Source organism: Cupriavidus sp. U2 (assembly GCF_009663685.2).
GTDB lineage: Bacteria > Pseudomonadota > Gammaproteobacteria > Burkholderiales > Burkholderiaceae > Cupriavidus > Cupriavidus necator_C.
The window spans coordinates 258,551-282,315 of sequence record NZ_RCOG02000002.1 but is presented as its reverse complement, the minus strand read 5'-3'; the positions used below and the strand labels follow the sequence as shown (position 1 = coordinate 282,315).

The window sequence follows — 23,765 nt, the reverse complement described above, 5'->3', positions numbered from 1 at the left end:
ATAGCGAGACATGGATATCAAACGCACCATCCTGTGGGTCATCTTCTCGATGTCCCTCGTGCTGCTCTACGACAACTGGCAGCGCGCCAACGGCCACGCGTCGATGTTCTTCCCGAGCGCCAACACGCAACAGCAGGCCGCCCCGGCCGCTGGCGCAAGCGGCGCCACGGCGCAGGGTGACGTGCCCAAGGCCAAGGCCACCAGCGCGTCGGCCCCGGGCGCCGTGCCGGGCGCGCCGCAGGCGGCTGTCCAGCCCACTGGCGAGAAGGTCATCGTCACCACTGACGAAGTGCGTGCCGAGATCGACACCGCAGGCGGCATCCTGTCGCGGCTGGAACTGCTCAACGAGCACGAGAAGGACGGCAAGCCCGTTGTATTGTTCGAACGTGATGCACAGCGCACCTATCTGGCGCGTTCCGGCCTGATCGGCGGCGACCTGCCGAACCACACCACGGTGTTCACCGCCGCCCCGGGTGCCCGCTCGCTGGCACCGGGCCAGGACAAGCTCGACCTCGTGCTGACCGCCGAGAAGAGCGGCGTCAAGTTCGTGAAGACCTACACGTTCCGCAAGGGCAGCTACGTGGTCGACGCCCGCTTCGACGTGACGAACACCGGTACCGCCCCGGTTTCGCCGACGCTGTATCTGGAACTGGCGCGTGACGGCACCAAGGTGGAACAGTCGCAGTTCTACAGCACGTTCACGGGCCCGGCCATCTACACGAACGCCGACAAGTACCACAAGATCACGTTCGACGACATCGCCAAGGGCAAGGCCTCCGTGCCGGCCGCCACCGACAACGGCTGGGTGGCGATGGTGCAGCACTACTTCGCGTCGGCCTGGATTCCGCAGAACGGCAAGCAGCACAGCTTCTACGCCGAGCAGATCGACCCGAACCTGTACCGCGTGGGTATCCAGCAGCCGCTGGGCCAGCTGGCGCCGGGCGCAACGGTGAGCACCGATGCCCGCCTGTTCGCCGGCCCGCAGGAAGAGCGCATGCTCGAGCAGATCACGCCGGGCCTGGAACTGGTGAAGGACTACGGCTGGCTGACCATCCTGGCCAAGCCGCTGTTCTGGCTGCTGGAAAAGCTCCACGGCTTCCTGAACAACTGGGGCTGGTCGATCATCGCGCTGACCGTGCTGATCAAGCTGGTGTTCTTCCCGCTGTCGGCTGCCAGCTACAAGTCGATGGGCAAGATGAAGGACCTGCAGCCGCGCATGACGGCCATCCGCGAACGCTACAAGGGCGATCCGCAGAAGATGAACCAGGAAATGATGGCGCTGTACCGCACCGAGAAGGTCAATCCGCTCGGCGGCTGCTTGCCCATCGTGATCCAGATCCCGGTGTTCATCGCGCTGTACTGGGTGCTGCTGTCGTCGGTGGAAATGCGCGGTGCGCCGTGGCTGGGCTGGATCCATGACCTGTCGGTGCCGGATCCGTTCTACATCCTGCCGATCGTGATGGCCGTGTCGATGTTCGTGCAGACCAAGCTGAACCCGACGCCGCCGGACCCCGTCCAGGCCAAGGTCATGATGATCATGCCGCTGGTGTTCTCGTTCATGTTCTTCTTCTTCCCGGCCGGCCTGGTGCTGTACTGGGTTGTGAACAACATCCTGTCGATCGCCCAGCAGTGGCAGATCAACCGCATGCTCGGCAAGGGCAAGACCGCGGCAGTGGCCAAGAGCTGATCCGGCGGTTGCAAACCCTATCCACGAAAAACCCGGCTGCCAGCCGGGTTTTTCTTTTTCGGCGTATGCTTCCAGTCTTATGTCTTATATAAGACTTGAGCCCATTAACCGGACAAGGGGATACGCCATGACGTGGTCGGCCAGCCAGTACGTGCAATTCGAGGATGAACGGACCCGCCCGGTGCGGGATCTGGTCGGGGCCATCCCCACCGCCAACGCCGCGCGCGTGGTCGACGTCGGCTGCGGGCCCGGCAACTCGACCGAGGTCCTGGCGGCCCGCTACGGCAGCGCCGAGGTCACCGGCCTGGACAGCGACGCCGACATGATCGCCGCCGCGCGCAAGCGGCTGCCAAACCTGCGCTTCGAGATCGCCGACGTCACGCAATGGGCTGATGGCGGCCCCTGGGACGTGATCCTGGCCAATGCGGTGTTCCAGTGGGTGCCCGATCACGCCACGCTGTTTCCGTCGCTGGTCCGCAAGCTTGCGCCGGGCGGCAGCCTGGCCGTGCAGATGCCGGACAACCTCAACGAGCCGCCGCACCTGCTGATGCGCGAAACGGCGCTGAACGGCCCCTGGGCGCCCAAGCTGGCCGCCGCCGCCGATGCCCGCACCGCACTGGCATCGGAACGCTGGTATTACGAACAGCTCAAGCCGCACTGCTCGCGCGTGGATATCTGGCGCACGATCTACCAGCATCCGCTCAAGGGCGGCGCGGCCGCGGTTGTCGAATGGTTCAAGGGCAGCGGCCTGCGGCCCTTCCTGGCGCCGCTGGACGAAGCCGAGCGCGCCGAATATCTGCGGCAGTACGAAGCCGCGCTGGCCAAGGTATTTCCCGCCATGCCCGACGGCACCGTGCTGCTGCCGTTTCCGCGCGTGTTCATCGTGGCGACGCGTTAGGAATCAGACGGCGGCGGACGGCGGCGGCGTGCGCCATCGCCTACACTAGACGGACGTTGCGCAGTAACTCTCTTTCCACTTCAGAGACATCGCAATGAGCCGTCAGCCTGTGCTGCACCGGAAAATGCGTCCCGCCGCCGCGTTCGTTGCGTTGGGCGAAGCGGGCCTGAGGGCCGTTCACGATCGTCTGGACGCACTGCAGCATCGCGACGAGGTCGAGGATGTCCACGCGCTGCGCGTCGCCGTTCGTCATCTTCGTGCCGTGGCATGGGCGTTCGGGCCCGTGCTGCAGGGCCAGGTAAAGGCCCGCTGGAAACAGGTGCTGCACGATGTCGCCGACGCCGCCGGCAATGTACGCGACTGGGACGTCTTTATCGCCGAGACCCTGGCCCCGGCCCTGGTGAAGCAGCCGGAAGACGCCATGCTGGTGGCACTGATCGACACCGCCCAGGCCAGACGCACGATCGCCCACGCCGAGATGATGACAAAACTGTCACGTTACCGGCAATCCCCGCTACCGACGTTGAAACGCGACCTGCTGCATCTGTCGGAACAGGATGCCAAGGGCAGGCTGGAGAATTTCGCGTCCAAGCGGATCCGCAAGGCGCGCGACAAGGTTCGCGAGCGGGCTCGCATCGCCCGGGACGGGAAGACCGAACACGTCCACAAGCTGCGCATCGGCAACAAGCGGCTGCGCTATGCGATCGAGGCGCTGTCGGACGTCTTGCCCGGCCGCTACCGCAAACGCCTGCGCAAGAAGCTCGTGGCGCGGCAGTCGGAACTTGGCGCCGTGATCGACGGTGCCGTGGCGCGGCGGCTGCTGTGCGAGTGCCTGTCCGTCGACCCCCCGGGCGACTCGCCGGCATGAGCCGCGGCCCATCCTGCCGGCTGGGCGATCTGCGACAATACCGCACATGACAGCAACCCAGCTTCCCATCGCCGCCATCGCCACCGCACCGGGCCGCGGCGGCATCGGCGTCGTGCGCGTATCCGGCCCCGATGTTGGCAGCGTCATGCGCGCCGTCTGCGGCCGCGCGCTGCAGCCGCGCCATGCCACCTACCTGCCGTTCCTGGACGGCCACGGCAAGGTCATCGACCACGGCCTGGCGCTGTACTTCCCGGCACCCAATTCCTACACCGGCGAGGAAGTGCTGGAACTGCAGGGCCACGGCGGACCCGTGGTGATGCAGATGCTGCTGGCGCGCTGCCTGGAAGCCGGCAAGGACATCGGACTGCGCGTGGCCGAGCCTGGCGAATTCACGCGCCGCGCGTTCCTGAACGACAAACTCGACCTGGCGCAGGCCGAGGCCGTGGCCGACCTGATCGAAGCCAGCACCGCGGCCGCCGCCCGTTCGGCAGCGCGCTCGATGGAGGGCGAGTTCTCGCGGGCCATCCACGCGCTGGTCGAACAGGTCATCCACCTGCGCATGCTGGTGGAAGCCACGCTCGACTTTCCCGAGGAAGAAATCGACTTCCTGGAAGCGTCCGACGCACGCGGCCAGCTCACGCGCATTCGCGAAAGCCTCGCTGGCGTGCTCAAGCAGGCGCGGCAGGGGTCGCTGCTGCGTGAAGGGCTGTCGGTGGTGCTGGCCGGGCAGCCGAACGTCGGCAAGTCGTCGCTGCTCAATGCGCTGGCGGGTGCGGAGCTGGCCATCGTCACGCCGATCGCCGGCACCACGCGAGACCGGGTGCGCGAAACCATCCAGATCGACGGCATCCCACTGCATATCATCGACACCGCCGGCCTGCGCGACGATGCCGCCGACGAGGTGGAACGCATCGGCATCGAACGCACCTGGGACGCGATCCGCCGCGCCGACATCGTGCTGCACCTGGTGGACGCGGCCGACTACCTGGAACACGGCATTTCGGAAATCGACGATCACATCGACGACCGCCTGAGCGGCCAGCTGCCGCCGGGATCGCCGATCGTGCGCGTGGTCAACAAGATCGACGTGGCGCCGGCGGCCGGCCAGATGGGCTTCGGCGGCAACCGCCCGCACGTGGTGGCCGCCAACGGCCCCAATCCCACCGAGATCTGGATCTCGGCGCGCACCGGCGCCGGCATCGACCTGATGCGCCGCGAACTGCTGCGCCTGATCGGCTGGCAGTCGGGCAACGAAGGCACCTTCCTGGCCCGCGAACGCCACCTGACCGCGCTGCGCAATGCCCAGTCGCACCTGGACTGCGCCGTCGAACGCGCCGAGCAAAACGCCCAGGCCCTGGACCTCTTCGCCGAAGAACTCCGGCTCGCGCAGGACCACCTGAACAGCATCACCGGCGAGTTCACCAGCGACGATTTGCTGGGGACGATCTTTACACGGTTCTGTATTGGGAAGTGAGTGCAGGTCAGTGGTCCAAGCCGTGGGCAGAACCTGCGCGATCACTGAGCAGGGTCAAGCGGGTATCCCGCGCAACGCCCGCTGCGCCATCGCCGATTTCGGTAGAATCGGCATCGGTCGAACTCAAGTCACAACGGCGCATTTTAATGGGGAGGATTTATGAAGCTGACAGGCATCGGCCTGTATACCTTTCCAGAAGCCGCCCGGCTGACGAGGATTCCCATCCGCGATCTTCGCCGTTGGCTCGACGGCTACGCGTACAAGGACAAGCGAAGCCAGACAACCGCCGCTGTCCCGCCGCTCTGGGATACAGAGCTTTCGCACGCGGAACTCGATGGCATCAGTTTCCATGATCTCCTGGAGGTCCGTTTCGTAAAGGCATTCCGACAGCATGGCGTAAGCCTGCAGACAATCCGCGTGGCTAGTGTGCGTGCACGTGAATTGTTCGCAAGCGACTATCCATTCACGTCCCGGCAATTCAGGACGGATGGACGCACGATCTTTGCGTCCGCCATGCGCGAAACAGGCGAGACGGAACTGCTGGACCTGGTAAGGCAACAGTACGCATTCCGCAAGGTCATCGAGCCATCGTTGTATCGGGGTATCGAGTTCGGTCCCGACGAATGTGCCGCACGCTGGTATCCGTCCCCGCGTAGCAAGGCAGTCGTTCTGGATCCCCAGATTGCCTTCGGCAAGCCGGTCGTGACCGACGGCGCCGTCAAAACCTCAATCCTTCATGAGGCCTACCTCGCGGAAGGCGACAAGGGTCTCGTTGCAAAGCTCTACGACGTACCTGTTGCCGCAGTCGATGCAGCCATCGCCTTTGAGGAAGGGTTGGCATAGTGAAGTTCTTCGTCGACAACAATCTCCCTCCAGCCTTGGCAAAAGCACTTCACGCACTGTCCGAGCCACATGGACACTCGGCTGCTCATCTGAAGGACATGTTTCCACCCAACACTACCGACGAGGCGTGGATCGAAACTCTGTCCAAGCAAGGCGGCTGGTCGATCGTTACACACGACAAGCTCAACAAGGGCCTGGAGCGGGAAGCACTGCGCAGAGCGGGCTTGATCGTGTTTTTGCTGGACAGAGGATGGTCAAATCACACGTTCTGGGATAAGGCGCATAACCTTGTGCGGTGGTGGCCGCGGATCATCGATCAATCTGGCGGCATGCGGGGCGGGGCTGCCTTCAAGGTTCCTTACAATTTTTCCGGAAAAGGGCAGTTCGAACAGGTTGTGCTTTAACACACGCTGGCCGCATACGTGTCAGTCATGCCTCCGCGACCCACCAACATGTCTCGCCCCCTCACCCCCGGCGAACAATCCCTCGCCCGCTCTGTCTTCGGCGATGCCATCGACTACGCTGCTGTCCGCGTTCACCATCGCAACTTTGTCTTCTGGCAGGGCGCGCACTACATCATCACGCCCGATGGTCACATCTATCTGGGCCGCAACCTGCGCGGGCTGACCGACTTCAGTGCGGCGGGCCTGGCGATGCAGGGGCTGTTCATCCACGAGATGGCGCACGTGTGGCAGCACCAGCGGGGCATCAACGTGCTGGTGCGCGGCGGGCTGGAGCAGATGCGGCATTTCTGCGGTTTCAATCAGTACCGGTACCGGCTGGAATCGGGCAAGGCGCTGGACCAGTACAAGCTGGAACAGCAGGGCGAGATCCTGCGGCATGTCTTTTTGGCCCGACAGGGCCAGCCCACGCCGTACACCGCCGGGTAGTACCTGGCCGCGCTGGGTAGTGGGGGGCCGACCATCGTGTGATGCGTCGATGGCATCGTGAGTGAAGGCAGCCTCCATGCCGTCGCGTTGACTTGCATGGCGATGTGGCGGACCATCGTCCCCATTGCCATCTGGAGTAGATCATGCCCCGCGTATCGAAAGCGGAAGCGGAGAAGAACCGCGCCATCATTGAGCAGGTGTCGTCGCGGCTGTTTCGCGAGCAGGGCTTCCACGGCATCAGCGTGGCAGACCTGATGGGCGCCGCCGGGCTCACGCATGGTGGCTTCTACGGCCATTTCGAATCGAAGGACGCGCTCGCGGCCATCGCCTGTACCCGGGCGTTCGAGGAATCCGAAGCGCGCTGGCGCAAGCGCGTCAATGAGGCGCCGGACCACGCCACGGCGCTGTCGTCGCTGATCGAGGCCTACCTTTCCACGCGCAACCGGAACAACGCGGGCACCGGCTGCGCGGTGGCGGCGCTGGCCAACGACGTGGCCCGCGAGGCCGACGACAAGCCCGTGCGAGCCGCCTTCCACGAAGGGCTGGAGACGTTGATCCACATCCTGGCCGAGGTGCAGCCCGATGCCGATGCCGACTCACGCCGCAGTGCGGCCCTGGCGCAGATGGCCACGCTGGCCGGCGCGTTGATCCTGTCGCGGGCCACGCAAGGCACGCCGCTTTCCAACGAGATTCTCGCCGCCACCCGCGCATGGCTGCTGGCGGAAGGCTGACGCGGCGCCGGGGCGCGCTACACTGGCGGACTTCGCCGTGCCGCATTCCGGTCCGGCGCCCCTGAAGCCCCCTGAAGTCCCCCCTGAAGCCCGCCCGATGTTGAGCCGCACCAGACAAATCCTGATCGCCGTTGTTGCTGTCGTCGTCCTTTTCCTGCTGTGGTTCGTGGGCAATGAGAAGCACGACACCGCGCCGCTTGCCTCCGTCTCCGCTCCCGACGCGCCCGCCAGCGTGCCGCGCGGCATTCCGCGCAACGGCACGCTCGATCCGATCAGCATCGATCCCAACCGCCCCGCCGATTTGCTGCCCCAGTACCAGGCAGACGGTCTGGCCGACGACTATCGCAGCGACGCCGCCGCGGCGGACGACCGCTATCGCGGCCGCTATTTCATCGTCGAAGGCGTAGCCAGTGGCGTGCGCCGCGACGGCGACAACCTGGTGCTGGAAATCCGTACCGACAACCCCGGCCAGGTGGTCCGCGCGGCGCTGCTGCGCCAGCAGATCTGCGGCCCGGGCACGCGCGCCTGCGAAGTCGAAGCCCGTGCCACGATGGTCCGGCGCGGCCAGAAGGTGGCCGTCGAATGCACGGGGGCGGGCCAGGGCGAAGGCGGCACCCCGTTGCTGTCCGAGTGCCTGCTCCGGGGCGGCGCGAACTGACCCAACGGCCCGGCCCTCCGCATCAGGCCGTGCCCCACGCATGGTTTGCGACGCACTTTTGCGATTTGCGGCATCTGTCGCCCGCTGTTCCCCGCATTGATTGCCCGCCTGCACGCCTACATTACGCAGGCATGCTGCCGGCAATGCGTCCCTGAACCGCCTCGCTCGAAGTCTGAAGCGGACCCGGACGGCCGGCACCCTCGCCGACGCGCATCCAGGATCCAAGATGAAGAGAGCAACGATAGCCGCCACGCTGGCCCTGCTGGCCACGGGCTGTTCCACCTACCAGAGCGTGACGCCGGTCGACCGCGCAGACCAGGTCGACCCGATCGCCGGCTACCAGAACGGCGCCTATGGCGGTCCGGCGCAGTTTCGCGTGGACGGCAATCGCGTGGTGGGCGCCGATGGCGCGCTGTTCTGCGTGATCACCCACCAGGTCAATGGCAACGCGTATGTGGAAGAGTTTGCCAACTCGCTGCGGGCGCGCAACTTCGAGGTGAAGATGCTGCCGCCGTATTCGTCGGTGGCGTCGTGCCCGATGACGGCCGTCTACACGGCCCAGCGCCAGACCTACATCACGCCGTTCCTGGTATCGGCCGACATCACCGTGTTCCGCAACGGCGAGCGCGTGGGCAAGGCCGTCTTCAATGCCAACCGCAGCGCGGGCGGCATCAACCTGAGCCATCTGATCCAGCCCGATGCCAAGATCGAGGAACTGGTCGACCGGCTGTTCCCGGGCCTGAAACCCCAGCCGGCGCCGGCCCAGGCGTCGCCCGCACCGGCACCGGCAGCGGCCCCCGCGGCCTGACGCCGAGGGGGTGCCGGGAAGCTCTGGCTGGTCAGGCCAGCCGGAATACCTCCACCGCCTGGCGCAGTTCCTGCGCCTGGTGATGCAGGCTTTCGGCCGCAGCGGCCGCCTCTTCGACCAGGGCCGCGTTCTGCTGCGTGACCCCGTCCATCTCGGCCACGGCACCGCTGACCTGAGCCAGCCCCTGTGACTGCTCGCGCGATGCCACGCTGATATCGCCCATCAGCGCCGCAATGCCTTCCACGCGGCGCACCACGTCGTCGATGGCCGTTCCGGCCTGCTGCACGGCCTCGTTACCGCTCTTCAGGTCGGCCACGGTCCGTTCGATCAGCTGCTTGATCTCGCCCGCCGCACTGGCACTGCGTTGCGCCAGGCCGCGCACCTCGCCAGCCACCACGGCAAAGCCGCGCCCGTGCTCGCCCGCACGCGCGGCTTCCACGGCGGCGTTGAGCGCCAGGATATTGGTCTGGAACGCGATGCCGTCGATCATGCCGATGATGTCCACCACCTGCTGCGCATTGCGATGAATGTCGGCCATGGTGCCCACCACGCGGCCCACCGTGCTGCCGCCCGCGCGTGCTGCATCGGCGGCACTGGCCACGGCCGCGTTGGCGTCGTGCGCGTTGTCGGCGTTCTGCTTCACCGTGGCGGACAGCTGCTCGATGCTGGCCACCGTGCGTTCCAGGCTGCCGGCCTGCGACGCCGTCCGCGCGGACAGATCGGCATTGCCGCTGGCAATCTGGCTGGTGCTGCCGGCGATGGCGCCAATGCTGCTGCGTACCTTGTCGACGATGCCGGTCAGGCCCTGGCCCACGCCGTCGATGGCACGCATCAGCTGGCCGATCTCGTCGTTGCGGCGCGTATCCAGTCGCGCGGTCAGGTCGCCCGACGCCAGCCGGCCCGCCGCATCGGCGGCCTCGCCGAGCGGATGGCTGACCATCCGGCGCAGCAACCACCAGAACGCGGCCGACACGGCCAGCGCCACCAGCAAGCCAAACGCCAGAAAGCGGTTGCGGCTGGCCACGAGTCCATCGCGCAGCGAAGCCATCGGCACCGTGCCCGCGATCAGCCATTGCCATTCGGGGTAGGTCACGAAGGCGGTCAGCCGTTCGGCGGGCGCGCTGTTGCCGATGGCCACCGTGCCGACCACGGCACCGTCCCTGGCGGCGATCATGTCGCGAATCCACGGTTTGCCGTCGGCGTCCCTGGCGTCGATCTGCACCGTACCTTCCGAGCCCGAGCGGTCCACCAGGATCTTGCCCTGGTCGGCGCCGGCCTTGGCATCGATGACGATGAACTGGCCGTCGGCGCCAATCGTCTTGCGGCGGATGCGGTTCTTCAGCGCGGCCAGTTCGGCCTCGACGTTCACGCCCACGAACAGCGCGCCAACGATCTTGCCTCCGGCGTCGCGCACGGGCTCGTACTTGCTCATATAGGGCTTGCCGAACAGCCACGCCAGCGATCGGTACGACTTGCCCGACGCCACCGCGGCGTAGGCCGGGCTGGTGCGGTCCAGCAGCGTGCCCACCGCGCGCTGTCCGTCCTGCTTCTTGAGCGACGTGGTCACGCGAACGTAGTCGTCGCCGGTGCGGGCGAACACGGTGGCCACGACGCCACCGGTATTGGCGAAAAAGCGATCCGGCACCTCGAAGCTGTTGTTCAGCAGCAGGTCGCCGCTTCGGAAGGCCGGCGTGGCCTTGCCCGACACTTCGATGGTCTGGGACGGGTCCACCGCGTACGGGCCGGGCAGCACCGACGCAAAATTCAGCATGAAGCGGTCCGCCTCCTGCAGCATGGTGTCATCGAGCTGGGCCACCAGTTCGCGCAGGGTCTGGCTTTCGGCGCCGATGGCGTCGCGGGACTGCGATTCGAGCTGGTTCATGCTGCTCAGCGACAGCGCCAGCGAGAACGCGCAGAAGGCAATGATCTGAACAGCCAGCACAACCAGCGCAATGCGCGTGCCGATGCTCCAACTGCCGGCAACCGCGCGCACGCGGTCCGCCGCAGCCTGCCGGGGCAGGGTAAGGGATGAGGTAGAAGACAAGGGGCGCTCCGTGAATAACGCCATGCGCCGTTGTGACGCACGGGCGACGTCCGCTCTGACGGCAGATCGTCACATCGCTGTTATCGGATGACGAGACAACACCCTTGAATTAAAGAAATGCTTAATCTAGCCGTCGCCACACATATCACGGCATGACAGGAAAAACGGGCACCGGGCGCGGCCTCTTGTGGGGGCCGCTTGCCGGTGCTGACCGCTGAAACACCGCTATGCAACCCGTTTCAGTGCTTCTATCGTGGGCTTGGTTTTTCGATTTTTTCCTGTCGCGCGCCGTGGTTCAGCTTTCAAGCTGCCCCAGGCGTACGACCGTGACGCCGGGACGCAGCTGGCGCAGCGACGGCATGACCAGCACGCAGTTGGCGTACGGCGTGGTCACCGGCTGGCCATCGCGCCAGCCGATCACGGTACCGGCGTCGGCAAAGGTTTCGAGCCCGGTGTAGGGGCCCGCAAACCGGAAGTCCATGCTGCTGGCGACCACGGGCTCGGTCACTCGCACCACACGTTGCGCGGCTGGCAGCGGCCGCAGCCAGCCGGCCGGCAGGTCGGCTTCGTCGATGATGCCGGCATGGAGCAGGAAGCGCGCGGTGCTGTCGCGCGCCACGTCCACGGCAGCGGTCTCCCAGTGCTGGCCGCATTCGATCAGCAGCGCATTGCGCGGGCTGGCGGCATCGCCAAAATCGGCGTAGTCGCGCATGCGGCGGCCTTCGGGGTGGCCTTCGTCGACGATGATGTCGGCCGGCGCGCCCACGGCACGCGCCAGCGCGATGCCCTTGTCCAGCGGGCCCGATACGATCAGCGGGCGGCTTTTCTCGTGCATCGAATGCAGGTCGAGCAGCAGATCCACCGTGTCGACCACCGGACGCATGGCGCGCGCCCGGCGCAGTTCGGACGAATCGCGCGACAGGTCGTCCAGCACGGCAGCCGTCCACACGCGGTTGAAATCCTGGTCGACAAAGCGCGAGGCGTCGGGCCGGGCCGCGTCGAAGGTGGCATACGCGTCGACATTGGCAAAGGCCAGCGTCAGCCGGCCGCGCCGAGGACGCAGGCCGTGGTCCAGCAGGCCGGCCACGGTAATTGCGCCGCACACCTCGTTGCCGTGCGTTAGAGCATTGATCATCACATGCGGACCAGGCCGGCCGCTGTTGAACGTATGCACGTAGGCGATGCCGGTGTTGCCTTGGGCATAAGGGCGGATATCGGGAAACTCGACTTCGACCGGATAAGCGTCGAAGGCGGGGGCACTCTGTGTCATCTGGACTTCCTTGGCTGCCCTCGCGCAGGGCAACTATTGTTATCACCTATCATACTTGGCTATTACGCCAAGTCGTTATTCTTCGCGTTTATTCCCGGATGTCGGCGGCCTGCACGATCGTCTTGTACTTGGCCGTCTCGCGCTTCACGAAGCTGCCGAACTGGGCCGGATTGGCCGGTTGCACTTCCACACCGGCCTCGGCCAGCTTCTTGCGCACGTCCGGCAGCGCCAGCACGGCCTGCATTTCAGTATTCAGCCGATCGATAACAGGCTTAGGCGTGGCGCTGGGTGCCATCAATCCGAACCATACTCCCATATCCACGCCCTTGAGCGCCGAGGTCTCTGCCAGGGCCGGCACGTTGGGCGCCACGCTGGCGCGCTTGGACTCGGTCACGCCATAAGCACGCACGCGCCCGGCCTGGATATGGGGCAGGGCCGACGACAGCACCATTACGGCCAGGTCGATCTGGCCGCCGAGCAGGTCGGTGGCCATGGCCGAGGCGCCCTTGTACGGCACATGGGTAATGTTGACCTTGCCCTGTTGCTTGATCAGTTCGCCGGCCAGGTTCAGCGGCGTGCCCACGCCCGACGACGCGTACGACAGCGCGCCCGGCTTGGCCTTGGCCAGTGCAATCAGTTCATTGGCGTCCTTGGCCGGCAGCTGCAGCTTGCCGACCAGCACCATCGGCTGGGTGCCGACGAAGGTGATCGGCGCCAGGTCTTTCTCGCCGTCGTAGCGCACCGCCGGATTGGTCAGGCGGGCAATCGACACCTCGCTGCCCGAACCCATCAGCAGCGTGTAGCCATCGGCTTCGGCCTTGACCACCTTCTGCGCGCCGATGGTGCCGCCGGCGCCGCCCAGATTCTCGATCACCACGCTCTGGCCCAGGCGCTTGCCCAGTTCGGGCGCGACGGTACGCGCCACGAGGTCGACGCTGCCGCCAGCGGTGTAGCCCACCACCAGCGTGATCGGCTTGGTCGGATAGCCGCCGGCCGCCCCGGCGCTGGCCGGGACGAGGGCACTACTGGCAAGGGAAACGGCGGCAAGCGCGCGCAGCATCGGGTTCATGATTTCTCCGGCAGGTCTATGGTCTATGAATGTTTTCCGGCGATGGTAGAGAGCGCGCACTGCTGCGGCATGCGGCTTTGGCAATCCGGATTGCCATTTCGGCAAGGACGAAAATGGTGCGCGCCGGCGCACACGCACTACTTCGAGGCGGCCCGCCAGAACGCTTCGGCCAGCGGACGCATCGCCGCGCGCGGCCGGTACAGGCGGATGTCCAGCGCCAGGTCGGCGCTGTCGCCACCGTGCAGGTCGGCCCGCACCAGGCGGCCGGCATGCAGGTCGTCGGCAATCAGCCGCGCCGGCAGCCAGGCCAGGCCCATCCGCTGGCGCACCATCTCGTGAACCGACTCCGCGAAATCGCTCACGGCAATCACATCGAGCCAGCTTGCCAGCTTGCGCCGTGCGATCTCCTGGTTGACCATGCGGCCCATGGTCAACGTCTCGGCATAGGCAATCATCTGCACCGGCACCGGACGCGCCCCGGCCTTGGGCTTCTGCAGCCGGAACGCGGGCGCGCCGCGTGCAGTGGCGGCCGACACGCAGACCAGCCGCTCCACACCCACGGCGTGGAAACGGTAGCGCGCGTCATCGAGCATGATCGGCAGGTCGTGCGGGCTGTAGCAGAGCAGGAAGTCGGCGTCGCCTTCGGTGAACATTTCCAGCGCGTCGTGCGTGGCGTGCGTGGATAGCCGCGTGCGAAAGCCCGCGCCGACAGGATCATCGCGCAATGCGTCGCGCAGGCCAGCCAGCCACGCCGGCACCATCGACCGCGCCAGCGTCTTGCCCGTAGCGATGGTGATGGTGCTGGCGTCGGCCCGGTGCGCAGCCCGCAGCGCCACACGCGTGTCGTCAAGGGTGCGCAGCGCGGACTGGGCAGCCTCAAGAAACTGCCGCCCCTCGTGCGTGAGGCGCACCGGAAATACGCTACGGTCGATCAGCGGCGCGCCGGCCCACACCTCCAGTGCCTGCATGCGGCGCCCGAACGCCGGCGGCGTAACGTTGCGCAGCTCCGCCGCACGCGCAAGGCTGCCAGCCTGGGCCAGACAGACGAAATCTTCGAGCCAACGGATATGCATGGGGACCGGGAATGTTGTGGGCGCATTGTAACGTCGCTGTCACGATGTGCCGCCGGTCATGCCGCCACCCGCTCGGTTAGAATTTTCGCCATGCCTCCACCCAAACGCGGCGCCAGCCCATCCTCCTCCGCTGCAGGCCCGTCCGATGCGACGCCATCGGACCGCGCCGCCTTTCCCGAATACACGATCGACGAACTGGCACGCGCGGCCGGCACCACGGTGCGCAACATCCGTTCGTACCAGGACCGTGGTCTGATCGACCCGCCCGAACGGCGCGGCCGGGTGGGCATCTACACCCAGACCCACCTGGGCCGGCTGCGGCTGATCCATCATCTGCTGGCACGCGGCTACACGCTGGCCAACATCATGGAGCTGCTCAAGGCCATCGTCGAAGGCCACGACCTGCGCTCGATCCTGGGCCTGGAAACGGCCATCAGCAGCCCATGGAACAGCGAGGCGCCGCGCCACTATTCGTATCTGGCACTGGCCCGGCTGTTTGGTCGCGCGATCTCGCGCCCGGCGCTGGCCAAGGCCATTTCGCTGGGATTGCTGGAGCCCGACGGCATCGGCTACCTGGCGCGCAGCCCGCGCGCGCTGGCGGCCGGCGCGGAAATGGCCCGCGCCGGCTTTCCGCTCGAAGACGTGCTGGACATCATCGACCACGCACGCGGCCACTTCCAGGCCGTGTCGGACCGTATCGTCGGCATGGTGGTGCGCGAACTCGACAAGTTCGGGGAAGGGCAGTTGCCGCCGCCATCGGAAGTGCCGCGCATCGTCGATGTGCTCTGGCGCATTCGCCCGCTGGCGCTGGTGGCGCTGGAGACCGAGATGATGCGATCGCTGGAGATTTCGGCGAACAAGTATCTCGGGGACCGGGTGGCGGCGATTCTGGAACATCTGCACGACAAGGATCGCGTGGCAGGCGATTGATGCGCCGGCCCTCTCCCCCGACCCCTCTCCCGCCTTGCGGGAGAGGGGAGCAGACCCGCTGCATTTTCAACCACCTGTGGTTGTCTCCCCTCTCCCGCCAGCGGGAGAAGGCTAGCAAACCCGCCGCATTTCAACCACCTGTGGTTGTCTCCCCTCTCCCGCCAGCGGGAGAGGGGCTGGGGGAGGGGGCATGCGCCTGAGGCACTACCGCCTCACACCGCGCTCCGGATCGACGGCGCGCGCGTACTGGCCCCTGCGCGAATCGCCGTATCTTCAATTTCTGCGATCAACGGCACGATCCGATGCAGTTCGGCGCGGTTGTCCTGGTCCCACGGATGAAAGCCCGGGCGGAAGTAGTCGAACCACTCCGGAATCATCTTGCGCAGCACGCCGGGCGAACCCCACAGGAAGTTCACCACGCGGCCGAAGCCCAGCAGCTTGTTGCGGCACGTCTTGTCGGCCATCACCAGCCGCACGTGGAACACGAACACCAGCGCCCAGAACGTGACGGTGGTCGTCAGCATCGTGAACGTGCGCAGCAGGTAGCGATACGGCCCCGGCTTCATCACCGTATTCCAGACGTCGTAGGCCACGGCCTTGTGCTCGGTTTCCTCCAGCGCATGCCACGTCCACACCTGCCGGTAGCCGGGTTCCGATTCGCCCATGTGGCGGGGGTCGGACAGCATGCCGCCGGCCAGCATCGCCGTGTAGTGCTCCAGCGCGATGGTGTGCGCCAGCTGCCACGACTTTGGCAGCACCCTGCGCAGCAGGTTCAGCAGCTTCGCCACCGCGCGGTCGAGCTTTGACGCGGGCAGGCCGGCATCGTCGAGCAGCCTGTTGTAGAGGATGTGCTCGCGCGTGTGCATCGCTTCCTGCCCGATGAAGCCGGCCACGGCCTGCTTGAGTTCGGGGTCGGTCACGCGGTCGCGGTAGTTGCGCACGCTGTCCATGAAGAAGCGTTCGCCGGCCGGGAAGAAGATCGACAGCGCGTTGATGAAGTGGGTCACGTGCTGCCCGCGCTCGTGCCAGTCGCAGATGCGTTCCGGCGGGAGGTGGGGATGCACGTCGCGGCGGACTGGCATCATGGTGTGGGCTCCGGTTGCTGGGTGGCTGGCGCCGCGCGGGCGCCGTGCAGGAAGCGCAGCAGGTCGGCCGCCACGCGCTGCGGGTCTTCTTCCATCGGCACATGGCCAAGACCCGCATAGCGGTGCAGCGTCACGTCGGGGATACGTGCCGCGAACTCCGCGGCATGCGCGGGCGGGATCCAGCGGTCGCGGTCGCCCCACAGCACCAGCGTGGGTTGACGCACGCCGCGCAGCCGCTCGGTGTCGAGCTGATCGAAATCGAGCTTCGGCACCATGCGGCCCACGGCTTCGCGGCTGCCTGCTGCGTAAAAGAAATCGACGTAGCGGCGGAACGTGGCCTCGGGCACGCGCGCGGCATCGCCATACACATCGCGCGTGGCCGCGCGGATGATCCATTCGGGCAGCAGCCACGGCGCCGACCAGCGCACCGCGGCGTGACGGAACAGGTCGATGTAGATCGGCAGCTTCATCGGAAAGCCTGCGGCGTCGATCAGCACCAGCCGGTTCACCATGGCCGGCCGGCGCGCCGCCAGATCCCAGGCGATCAGGCCGCCCAGCGAGTTGCCGATGAAGGTGGCGCGCGACAGGTTCAGCGCGGCCAGGAAGCCATCGATGAAGCGGCGGTAGACGTCGATATCCATCGTGGCGATACGGCCATATGCGTCGCGCAGCGGCCCGGTCAGGCCGAACGGCGCCAGGTCCAGGCGAATTACCCGGTATTGCTGGCGCAGCGCGGGCATCAGCCCTTCCCACGTGTGCAACGACGCGCCGAAACCGTGGATCAGCACCAGCGGCTCACCCTCCGGCACGCCTTCCTCGGTGTAGTGCACGAGCGCGCCCATCACCTGGATCCAGCGCGAAGCGGGCAGTGCGTAGCGGCGCGCCAGCGTATCGCGCGACAGGCTGACCAGGCCCAGGCGGCCCTGGCCGAACCAGCGCGTGAACGTGCCCGGTGGCGACTGCAGCGCGGCCTCGCGGGACAGCGTGGCGCGTGTCATGCGCGCTCTCCGCCGCGCGCGGGTGCCGTGGCGGCATCCGGCACGAGCTGCTTGCGCTTGCGCCGCGTCTCGCGCACCACCAGCGACTGGTATGCGGCCGGCAGCAGGCGCGCCATCGCGTCGGCGGCCACCGCGTCGGGGCCGATCAGCACGCGACGCCTGTTGGCACGCACGCCGTCCAGGATCACGCGCGCGGCCTTGTCGGCCGTGGTGATGAAGAACTTCTCGAATTCCTCGCGGCCCTGTTGCGCGTCGCGCACCAGCAGGCCGTTGACGCTCGGCGATACCCGGCTGGCCCGCGCGATATTGGTCTTGATGCCGCCAGGATGAACGGTGGTGGCCGACACGCCGCAGTCCATTAGGTCCAGTTCCTGGCGCAGCGCCTCGGTGAAGCCACGCACCGCGTACTTGCTGGCGTTGTAGGCGCCCATGCCGGGCTGTGCGAACAGGCCGAATACGCTGGACGTATTGACCACGTGGCCTTCGCCGCTGGCCTTCAGGTACGGCAGGAACGCCTTGGTGCCGTACACCACGCCCCAGAAATTGATGCCGATGATCCATTCGAGGTCGTCGTAGCTCATGCCCTCGACCGTGCTCGACAGCGCCACGCCGGCGTTGTTGAAGATCAGGTTCACGCGGCCGTGGTCGCGCGCCACCGCGTCGGCCCAGGCGTAGACGGCCGCACGATCGGCCACGTCTACCGGCGCGATCGTGGCGCGTACACCGGGCGCGGCACGCTGCACGTCGGCCAGCGTCTGCGCCAGCCCGGCTTCGTTGCAGTCGGACAGCGCCACGTGGCAGCCTGCCTGCGCGAGCTGCACCGCCAGGCAGCGGCCCATGCCGGAGCCGGCGCCGGTGATCGCGGCCACCCTGTTGCGGAAATCCTTCATGCCTTGCCTCCTGAGTTCTTGTGTCGGGTTCGGATGCGTAGTGTCCTGCGGGTGCGCGGGGCGCCCCTGTCAGGCGCGGATCGGCGCAGCCTGTCCGGTCGGATCGGTCTCCGCCAGCGGTTCGACGCTGGCGTGGCGCACGGGCCAGCGTTCGTAGTCGCTCATGCGGAACGATTGCGTGGCACGGCGGAACTGGAACGTGAAGCCCGGCCACAGGGTGGTGTTCTTCTTGCTGCGGGGGTCGATGTACCAGCTTGCGCAGCCGCCGGCGGCCCAGATCGCGTGACCGAGCTTCTGCTGGATGCCACGGTTGAACGCGGCCTGCACGGCCGGGCGCACGTCTACGGCCTGCACGCGCTCCTGGCGCATCTGGCGCAGCGCATCGAGCACGTAGTTCACCTGCGACTCGATCATGAAGACCATCGAGCTATGACCCAGGCCGGTGTTGGGGCCGACGATCATGAACAGGTTCGGAAAGCCGGCCACCGTGGTGCCCAGGTACGCCTCGGCGCCATCGCGCCAGGCATCCAGCAGGTCGCGCCGGTCCCGGCCGACGATCACGCCGCGCGGCAGCGGATCGGTGGCATGGAAGCCGGTGCCAAGGATGATCGCGTCGGCGGGCCGGCGCGTGCCGTCGCGCAGCACCACGGCGTCGGGCGCGACGTGGTCGATGCCCGTCGTCACCACATCGACATTGCTGCGCGTCAGCGCCGGGTAATAGTCGTTGGAGATCAGCACGCGCTTGCAGCCGATGGTGTAGTTCGGGGTCAGCGTCCGCCGCAGCGCAGGGTCTCGCACCTGCTTCTTCAGATGGCGGCGCGCCACGCGTTCCACGGCCTTCATCAACTTGGGGTGCACCACGAAGCCAAGCACGCGCGATTCCAGCATCCAGTACAGGCTGGTGCGCACCAGCGCCTGCGTGAAGGGCAGATGGCGAAACAGCCATCGCTCGGCGGCCGTCACCTGACGGTCGGGCTTGGGCATGATCCACGGCGGCGTGCGCTGGTACAGGTCGAGCTTCGCCACCTGCGGCGCGATCTGCGGCACGAACTGGATGGCGCTGGCGCCGGTGCCGATCACGGCTACGCGCTTGCCGGCCAGCGGATAGTCATGGCGCCACTGCTGCGAATGGAACACGGTGCCGGCGAAGCGATCCAGCCCGGGGATATCCGGAATCGATGGCCGGCTCAGACCACCCATGCCGGCGATCAGCACGCGGGCACGCACCCTGCGGCCATCGCGCATCCGCAGGCGCCAGAGCGCGGCGGGCGCGTCCCATTCGGCGTGCGCCAGTTCGTGGCCCAGCCGCAGATGCGGGCGCAGCGCGAAGCGGTCGGTGCAATGTTCCAGGTAGCGGCGAATCTCGGGCTGCGTCGAGAACATGCGCGACCAGTCGGGATTCGGTGCAAACGAGAACGAATAGAGATGCGATTGCACGTCGCAGGCGCACCTAGGGTAGTGGTTGTCGCGCCACGTGCCGCCCACTGCATCGGCCTTCTCGAAGATCAGGAAGTCATCCACGCCCGACTGCTTGAGACGGATACCCATGCCGAGCCCGGCAAACCCGCTGCCGATGATGGCGATGTCGCAGGCCTGCTCCGCTTCGGTCGGAAGATGAGCCTGCAGGTCCAGAGGTGCATTCATGGGGCGGCTTTCCGGTGCGGCGCGACGGGTCATGGCCGGTTGGCGGGACGTCGTCGACACCGTTGATCGTGACATTGAACGATGTCATCGTAGGCACCGAATATGGGCCGGTCAATGCGGTGGTTTGAAGAATCGTTCTATTTTTGGCGGTTTTCCAGCGTCGTTGGCATCACATTAAACGACGTTCGTGCCGCAAGACCCGCCTCGGGCGCCCGGCTCAGTCGTGCGTTTGAAACCCGTGCACCAGGGCGAAATATTTTCCGGCGCTTCGGCAGAATCGCAACGCCGCCACCACAAGAAACCCATCACGGAGACACGATGCCCACACCTGCCCGCGCGACCGCACCGTCCGCTTCGCCCGATTTGCCCGATTCGCACGAACCGCATGACGCATCCCGCCGCCTGTTCCTGAAGGTGGGGGCAGGCTTTTCGGCGGCCATCGCGTGCTCGACGCTATTGCCCGCGCTGACTGGCTGCTCGGCGGCCAACACGCCGCCGCCGCCCGACATGGCCTTTCTGCGGCCCGCCGATATCGCGCTGTTTCGCGCGCTGCTGCCGGCCGTGGCGATCGACCTGCAGACGCTCGACGCCGCCGCGCGCGGCCGGCGCGTCGATGCAGCCATGAAGAACATCGACGGCACGATCGCCGCCATGGGCCAGAACGGCCAGCGCGAACTGCGCAAGCTGCTGGATCTGCTGGCGAGCACGCCGCTGCGATGGGCGCTGGCAGGCGTGCGGGCGCCCTGGGACCAGGCCACGCCCGAACAGATGACAGCCTTTCTGGCGCGCTGGCGCGGCAGCCGCTTCGCCACGCTGAATGCCGGCGGCGTGGTGCTGGTGAAGCTGGCCAGCGTCGCCTATTTCGTGCTGCCCGATACCTGGACGGCCAGCGGCTACCCCGGCCCCAATCCCGCGATCTATCGCGCCCTTCACAGCTGAGTTTCCAGCGGATTTCCACATGCCGATCAACGATATCTACAGCGCCGGCATCGCGTCCGGCTGGAAGGTGCTCGACGCCGCCACGTTCACCGCGCCCCGTACGTTTGACGCCGACGTCGCCATCGTCGGCACCGGCGCGGGCGGCGGCATCGCCGCCGAGGTGCTCAGCGACGCCGGGCTGACCGTGCTGCTGCTCGAGGAGGGTGGCCTGCATACTTCGGACAGCTTCCGGGACATGGACGAAGCGCGCGCCTATCGCGACCTGTACCAGGAGGCCGCCGCCCGCGCCACGTCAGATGGCGCGATCTCGATCCTGCAGGGCCGTGCCGTGGGCGGCAGCACCACGGTGAACTGGTCGTCCAGCTTCCGCACGCCGCCGCAGACGCTGGCGCACTGGGCCGCCGAGCACGCGGTGGCAGGCCACGGCCAGGCCGACATGGCGCCCTGGTTCGCGCAGATCGAGGAACGCCTGGGCATGGCGCCGTGGGCGATGGATCCGAACCCGAACAACGCAGTGCTGCGGCGTGGCTGCGAAAAGCTGGGCTGGGAATGGCACGTGATTCCGCGCAACGTGAAGGGCTGCTGGAATTCCGGCTATTGCGGGCTCGGCTGCCCGGTCAACGCCAAGCAATCGATGCTGGTGTCGACCCTGCCGAGCGCGCTGGCGCGCGGCGCCACACTGGTGCACCGGCTGCGCGTACGGACCATCGACCACGACGGCAAGGTCGCAAGCGGGCTGACTGGCGACGCCCTGGGGCAGGACGGCTACACCCCGACCGGCGTCAGTGTCAGCGTACGGGCCCGGTACGTGATCGCCGCCGGCGGGGCCATCAACACGCCGGCGCTGCTGCTGCGCTCGCGCGTTCCCGATCCACACGACCGGGTCGGGCAGCGCACTTTTATTCATCCAGTGAATTTAAGCATTGCCGAAATGCCGGAGAAAATCGATCCATATTATGGCGCACCGCAATCGGTGGCTTCCGACCATTTCCAGTGGCGTGACGGCGCAACGGGGCCGATGGGGTACAAGCTGGAAGTACCGCCGATGTTTCCGGGCATCAGCGCGGGTGTGTTCAATGGCATGGGGCGGGCGCTGCAGCGCGAAATGGCCGCGTTGCCGCATACCAACGCCATGCTGGCCCTGCTGCGCGACGGGTTCGTACCCGACAGCTCGGGCGGCCGCGTCAGAATTGCCGACGACGGCAGCCCCATCCTGGATTACGAAGTGAGCGACTACCTATGGGATGGTGTCCGGCGCGCGTACCTCAGCATGGCCGAGTCCCAGTTCGCGGCCGGCGCCGTTCGCGTACGGCCGGCCCACCTCGATGGCAGCGACTACACGACGTGGGCGCAGGCCCGCGACGCCATCGGCCAGTTGCCGCTGAAGAAATTCCGCGTGCTGCTGTTCAGCGCCCACCTGATGGGCGGCTGCGCGATGAGCGAAGACCCTGCCCGCGGTGTGGTGAACAGTGCCGGCCGCCACCATCATCTGCAGAATCTGTACGTGTTCGACGGCTCGGTGTTTCCGACAAGCATCGGGGCCAACCCCCAGTTGTCAGTCTTCGCATTGACGGCGCAGAATGCCTCTGTGTTGCGCAAGACCATCATGGCGTGACCGGAGGACTGCCAGGCAAACGCGGTGCGTGGCAGGGACTTGCAATTTAGAGCATGTCTTCGAAAAATGGTCTTGTGAAACGCTCGGGGCGCTGGATAGGCTCCCTACAACCGTTTGAAGCATCCGTATGCCAACAGAGCAAGGAGCGGACGGTTGTGGATTTGTAGTTTTTTTTTGCAGGGGTCCACAGCGGTTTTTCAGCGAGAGACGCCCCCATGAAGACCGGGAAAACCACGGCAGGAGATACCAAGGCTCGCATCCTCGATGCGACCGAGAAGTTGTTCATTGAGGTTGGCTATGAAGCGACTTCGCTCAGGCAGGTAACGTCCCGAGCGATCGTCAATCTGGCCGCCGTCAACTATCACTTCCGCAGCAAGGAAATCATGATGCAGTCGGTGTTGAGCCGCCGACTGGATCCGCTCAACACGCGGCGGCTTGCATTGCTGGATGCCTGCGAGGCACGCTGGCCCGGCAACGCCATCCGCTGCGAACATGTGATGGGCGCCCTGTTCGTGCCCGCGCTGCAGATGGCGCGCGAGCCCGACATTGGCGGCCCCTCATTCCTGCGCCTGCTTGGGCGCGTGTATTCCGATACCTCACCGTTCATCCAGTCCTGGCTGATGGGGCACTACGCACCCGTGTTCGGACGCTTCTTCGAAGCGTTTGCGCGCGCGCTGCCCGACGTGCCACGGCAGGAGCTTGGCTGGCGGCTGCACTTCGCCCTCAAGGCGCTGGCCGGTGTGCTGGCCGGCGACGAGCTCGGCAACCTGATGCCTGCGTTCACGCAAGGCAAGCGGATGAGCGATGCGCAGGTGCTGGCGCAACTGACATCGATGGTGGTGGCCGCCCTCAAGGCGCCATCGCCGGCGGTGCAGGAGCTTGGCGCCCTGCAGGAAGTATTCGAGATCGGCGAGGCCCAGCAGGCCGACGAGCAGGCCAGCATTGCGGCGATGGCCGCCACGGCCGAAAACGAGGCCCAGGAGCTTGCTGCCGCGACGGCTGCCGCCATGGGCCGCGCACGACGCAGCGCACGGGCCGCGCGCAGCGAATCCGCAACGCGCCCGCCCACCGCCAGCATGACGGTGCGCCGCGAGCATTGCGCCACCTTCCCCAGCAATCCGCTCGACGACTGGATGCGTACCCGCCCCAGGACATAGCGGCACGCCGCCGCGGTCTCCACCGGGACCGCGGCGCGCGCTGCGGCGAGCCGCGACGGTAACCGTCGCCTTCACCACCGACCTGTCGATCCGCCACGCCCACCGCGAGGCGTGACCCGCTGCGCGCCGCGGTTCCGGTGCGCATCCAGCCTGCCGTGTTCCGCGCGGCCGGAGGGGCCCCGTCTTGCCTGAAG

22 protein-coding genes are annotated in these 23,765 nt (G+C 66.7%); 14 read left to right on the top strand and 8 right to left on the bottom strand.

The annotated features are described in order from the left end of the window. Nucleotides 1–10 precede the first annotated feature (10 nt). The 10 genes from yidC (at nt 11) to D9X30_RS02795 (ending at nt 8,857) form a co-directional block, all read left to right on the top strand. Entirely contained in the window at nt 11–1,687 is a 1,677-nt protein-coding gene (yidC, locus tag D9X30_RS02840) for a membrane protein insertase YidC (protein WP_153946233.1), read from the top strand. A gap of 127 nt (nt 1,688–1,814) precedes the next feature. Then, nucleotides 1,815–2,585, top strand: a complete 771-nt coding sequence (gene tam, locus D9X30_RS02835) for a trans-aconitate 2-methyltransferase (protein ID WP_153946234.1) — start codon at nt 1,815–1,817, stop codon at nt 2,583–2,585. A gap of 94 nt (nt 2,586–2,679) precedes the next feature. Continuing rightward, nucleotides 2,680–3,453: a CHAD domain-containing protein gene (locus D9X30_RS02830; RefSeq protein ID WP_153946235.1), complete on the top strand. Its 774-nt coding sequence runs from the start codon at nt 2,680–2,682 to the stop codon at nt 3,451–3,453. Between the two features lie 46 nt (nt 3,454–3,499). Next, on the top strand, nt 3,500–4,927 hold the full coding sequence (gene mnmE, locus D9X30_RS02825; RefSeq protein WP_153946236.1) for a tRNA uridine-5-carboxymethylaminomethyl(34) synthesis GTPase MnmE: 1,428 nt from the start codon (nt 3,500–3,502) through the stop codon (nt 4,925–4,927). Between the two features lie 159 nt (nt 4,928–5,086). Continuing rightward, complete coding sequence (locus D9X30_RS02820) at nt 5,087–5,770, top strand: MerR family transcriptional regulator (protein WP_153946237.1); 684 nt, start codon at nt 5,087–5,089, stop codon at nt 5,768–5,770. Continuing rightward, entirely contained in the window at nt 5,770–6,174 is a 405-nt protein-coding gene (locus D9X30_RS02815) for a PIN-like domain-containing protein (RefSeq protein ID WP_249640865.1), read from the top strand. Before D9X30_RS02820 ends, D9X30_RS02815 begins: the two co-directional genes overlap by 1 nt. A 48-nt stretch (nt 6,175–6,222) precedes the next feature. Beyond that, complete coding sequence (locus D9X30_RS02810) at nt 6,223–6,660, top strand: hypothetical protein (protein ID WP_153946238.1); 438 nt, start codon at nt 6,223–6,225, stop codon at nt 6,658–6,660. Nucleotides 6,661–6,803: 143 nt separating this feature from the next. Next, complete coding sequence (locus D9X30_RS02805) at nt 6,804–7,391, top strand: TetR/AcrR family transcriptional regulator (protein ID WP_153946239.1); 588 nt, start codon at nt 6,804–6,806, stop codon at nt 7,389–7,391. A 97-nt stretch (nt 7,392–7,488) separates the two neighbouring features. Further along, nucleotides 7,489–8,049, top strand: a complete 561-nt coding sequence (locus tag D9X30_RS02800; RefSeq protein WP_153946240.1) for an OB-fold protein — start codon at nt 7,489–7,491, stop codon at nt 8,047–8,049. A gap of 226 nt (nt 8,050–8,275) precedes the next feature. Beyond that, complete coding sequence (locus tag D9X30_RS02795; protein WP_153946241.1) at nt 8,276–8,857, top strand: Sbal_3080 family lipoprotein; 582 nt, start codon at nt 8,276–8,278, stop codon at nt 8,855–8,857. A 31-nt stretch (nt 8,858–8,888) separates the two neighbouring features. Here D9X30_RS02795 and D9X30_RS02790 read toward each other — a convergent pair whose 3' ends face one another. The 4 genes from D9X30_RS02790 to D9X30_RS02775 form a co-directional block, all read right to left on the bottom strand. Beyond that, nucleotides 8,889–10,901 carry a methyl-accepting chemotaxis protein gene (locus tag D9X30_RS02790; protein WP_228770794.1) on the bottom strand — a complete coding sequence of 671 codons (2,013 nt, stop codon included), beginning with the start codon at nt 10,899–10,901 and terminating at the stop codon, nt 8,889–8,891. A gap of 295 nt (nt 10,902–11,196) precedes the next feature. Continuing rightward, the gene (locus D9X30_RS02785) at nt 11,197–12,171 is read right to left on the bottom strand and encodes a M14 family metallopeptidase (RefSeq protein WP_153946243.1); all 975 of its coding nucleotides are present in this window, start codon (nt 12,169–12,171) and stop codon (nt 11,197–11,199) included. Nucleotides 12,172–12,259: 88 nt separating this feature from the next. After that, a complete protein-coding gene (locus tag D9X30_RS02780) occupies nt 12,260–13,240 on the bottom strand; it encodes a Bug family tripartite tricarboxylate transporter substrate binding protein (RefSeq protein WP_153946244.1) in 981 nt (326 codons plus the stop codon). Nucleotides 13,241–13,377: 137 nt separating this feature from the next. Continuing rightward, nucleotides 13,378–14,313, bottom strand: coding sequence for a LysR family transcriptional regulator (locus tag D9X30_RS02775; RefSeq protein ID WP_153946245.1), 936 nt, complete (start codon nt 14,311–14,313; stop codon nt 13,378–13,380). A gap of 90 nt (nt 14,314–14,403) precedes the next feature. Here D9X30_RS02775 and D9X30_RS02770 point away from each other — a divergent pair, with 90 nt between their 5' ends. Continuing rightward, nucleotides 14,404–15,243: a MerR family transcriptional regulator gene (locus D9X30_RS02770; RefSeq protein WP_153946246.1), complete on the top strand. Its 840-nt coding sequence runs from the start codon at nt 14,404–14,406 to the stop codon at nt 15,241–15,243. 212 nt (nt 15,244–15,455) lie between these two features. Here D9X30_RS02770 and D9X30_RS02765 read toward each other — a convergent pair whose 3' ends face one another. The 4 genes from D9X30_RS02765 to D9X30_RS02750 all read right to left on the bottom strand — a co-directional run bounded on the left by D9X30_RS02765 (nt 15,456) and on the right by D9X30_RS02750 (nt 19,860). Next, a complete protein-coding gene (locus tag D9X30_RS02765; RefSeq protein ID WP_153946247.1) occupies nt 15,456–16,328 on the bottom strand; it encodes a metal-dependent hydrolase in 873 nt (290 codons plus the stop codon). Further along, complete coding sequence (locus D9X30_RS02760; RefSeq protein ID WP_153946248.1) at nt 16,325–17,326, bottom strand: alpha/beta fold hydrolase; 1,002 nt, start codon at nt 17,324–17,326, stop codon at nt 16,325–16,327. The genes D9X30_RS02765 and D9X30_RS02760 overlap by 4 nt, the downstream gene beginning before the upstream one ends. Continuing rightward, on the bottom strand, nt 17,323–18,216 hold the full coding sequence (locus D9X30_RS02755) for an SDR family NAD(P)-dependent oxidoreductase (protein ID WP_153946249.1): 894 nt from the start codon (nt 18,214–18,216) through the stop codon (nt 17,323–17,325). The genes D9X30_RS02760 and D9X30_RS02755 overlap by 4 nt, the downstream gene beginning before the upstream one ends. A gap of 69 nt (nt 18,217–18,285) precedes the next feature. Then, nucleotides 18,286–19,860, bottom strand: a complete 1,575-nt coding sequence (locus D9X30_RS02750; RefSeq protein WP_153946250.1) for a flavin-containing monooxygenase — start codon at nt 19,858–19,860, stop codon at nt 18,286–18,288. A gap of 318 nt (nt 19,861–20,178) precedes the next feature. On the opposite strand from D9X30_RS02750, the gene D9X30_RS02745 reads away from it, so the two are divergent. From D9X30_RS02745 to D9X30_RS02735, 3 genes are all read left to right on the top strand, one after another. Further along, nucleotides 20,179–20,799: a hypothetical protein gene (locus D9X30_RS02745; protein ID WP_228770795.1), complete on the top strand. Its 621-nt coding sequence runs from the start codon at nt 20,179–20,181 to the stop codon at nt 20,797–20,799. 19 nt (nt 20,800–20,818) lie between these two features. Continuing rightward, the gene (locus D9X30_RS02740) at nt 20,819–22,414 is read left to right on the top strand and encodes a GMC family oxidoreductase (RefSeq protein ID WP_153946251.1); all 1,596 of its coding nucleotides are present in this window, start codon (nt 20,819–20,821) and stop codon (nt 22,412–22,414) included. A 215-nt stretch (nt 22,415–22,629) separates the two neighbouring features. Next, on the top strand, nt 22,630–23,571 hold the full coding sequence (locus D9X30_RS02735) for a TetR/AcrR family transcriptional regulator (protein ID WP_153946252.1): 942 nt from the start codon (nt 22,630–22,632) through the stop codon (nt 23,569–23,571). The last annotated feature ends 194 nt before the right edge of the window (nt 23,572–23,765 follow it).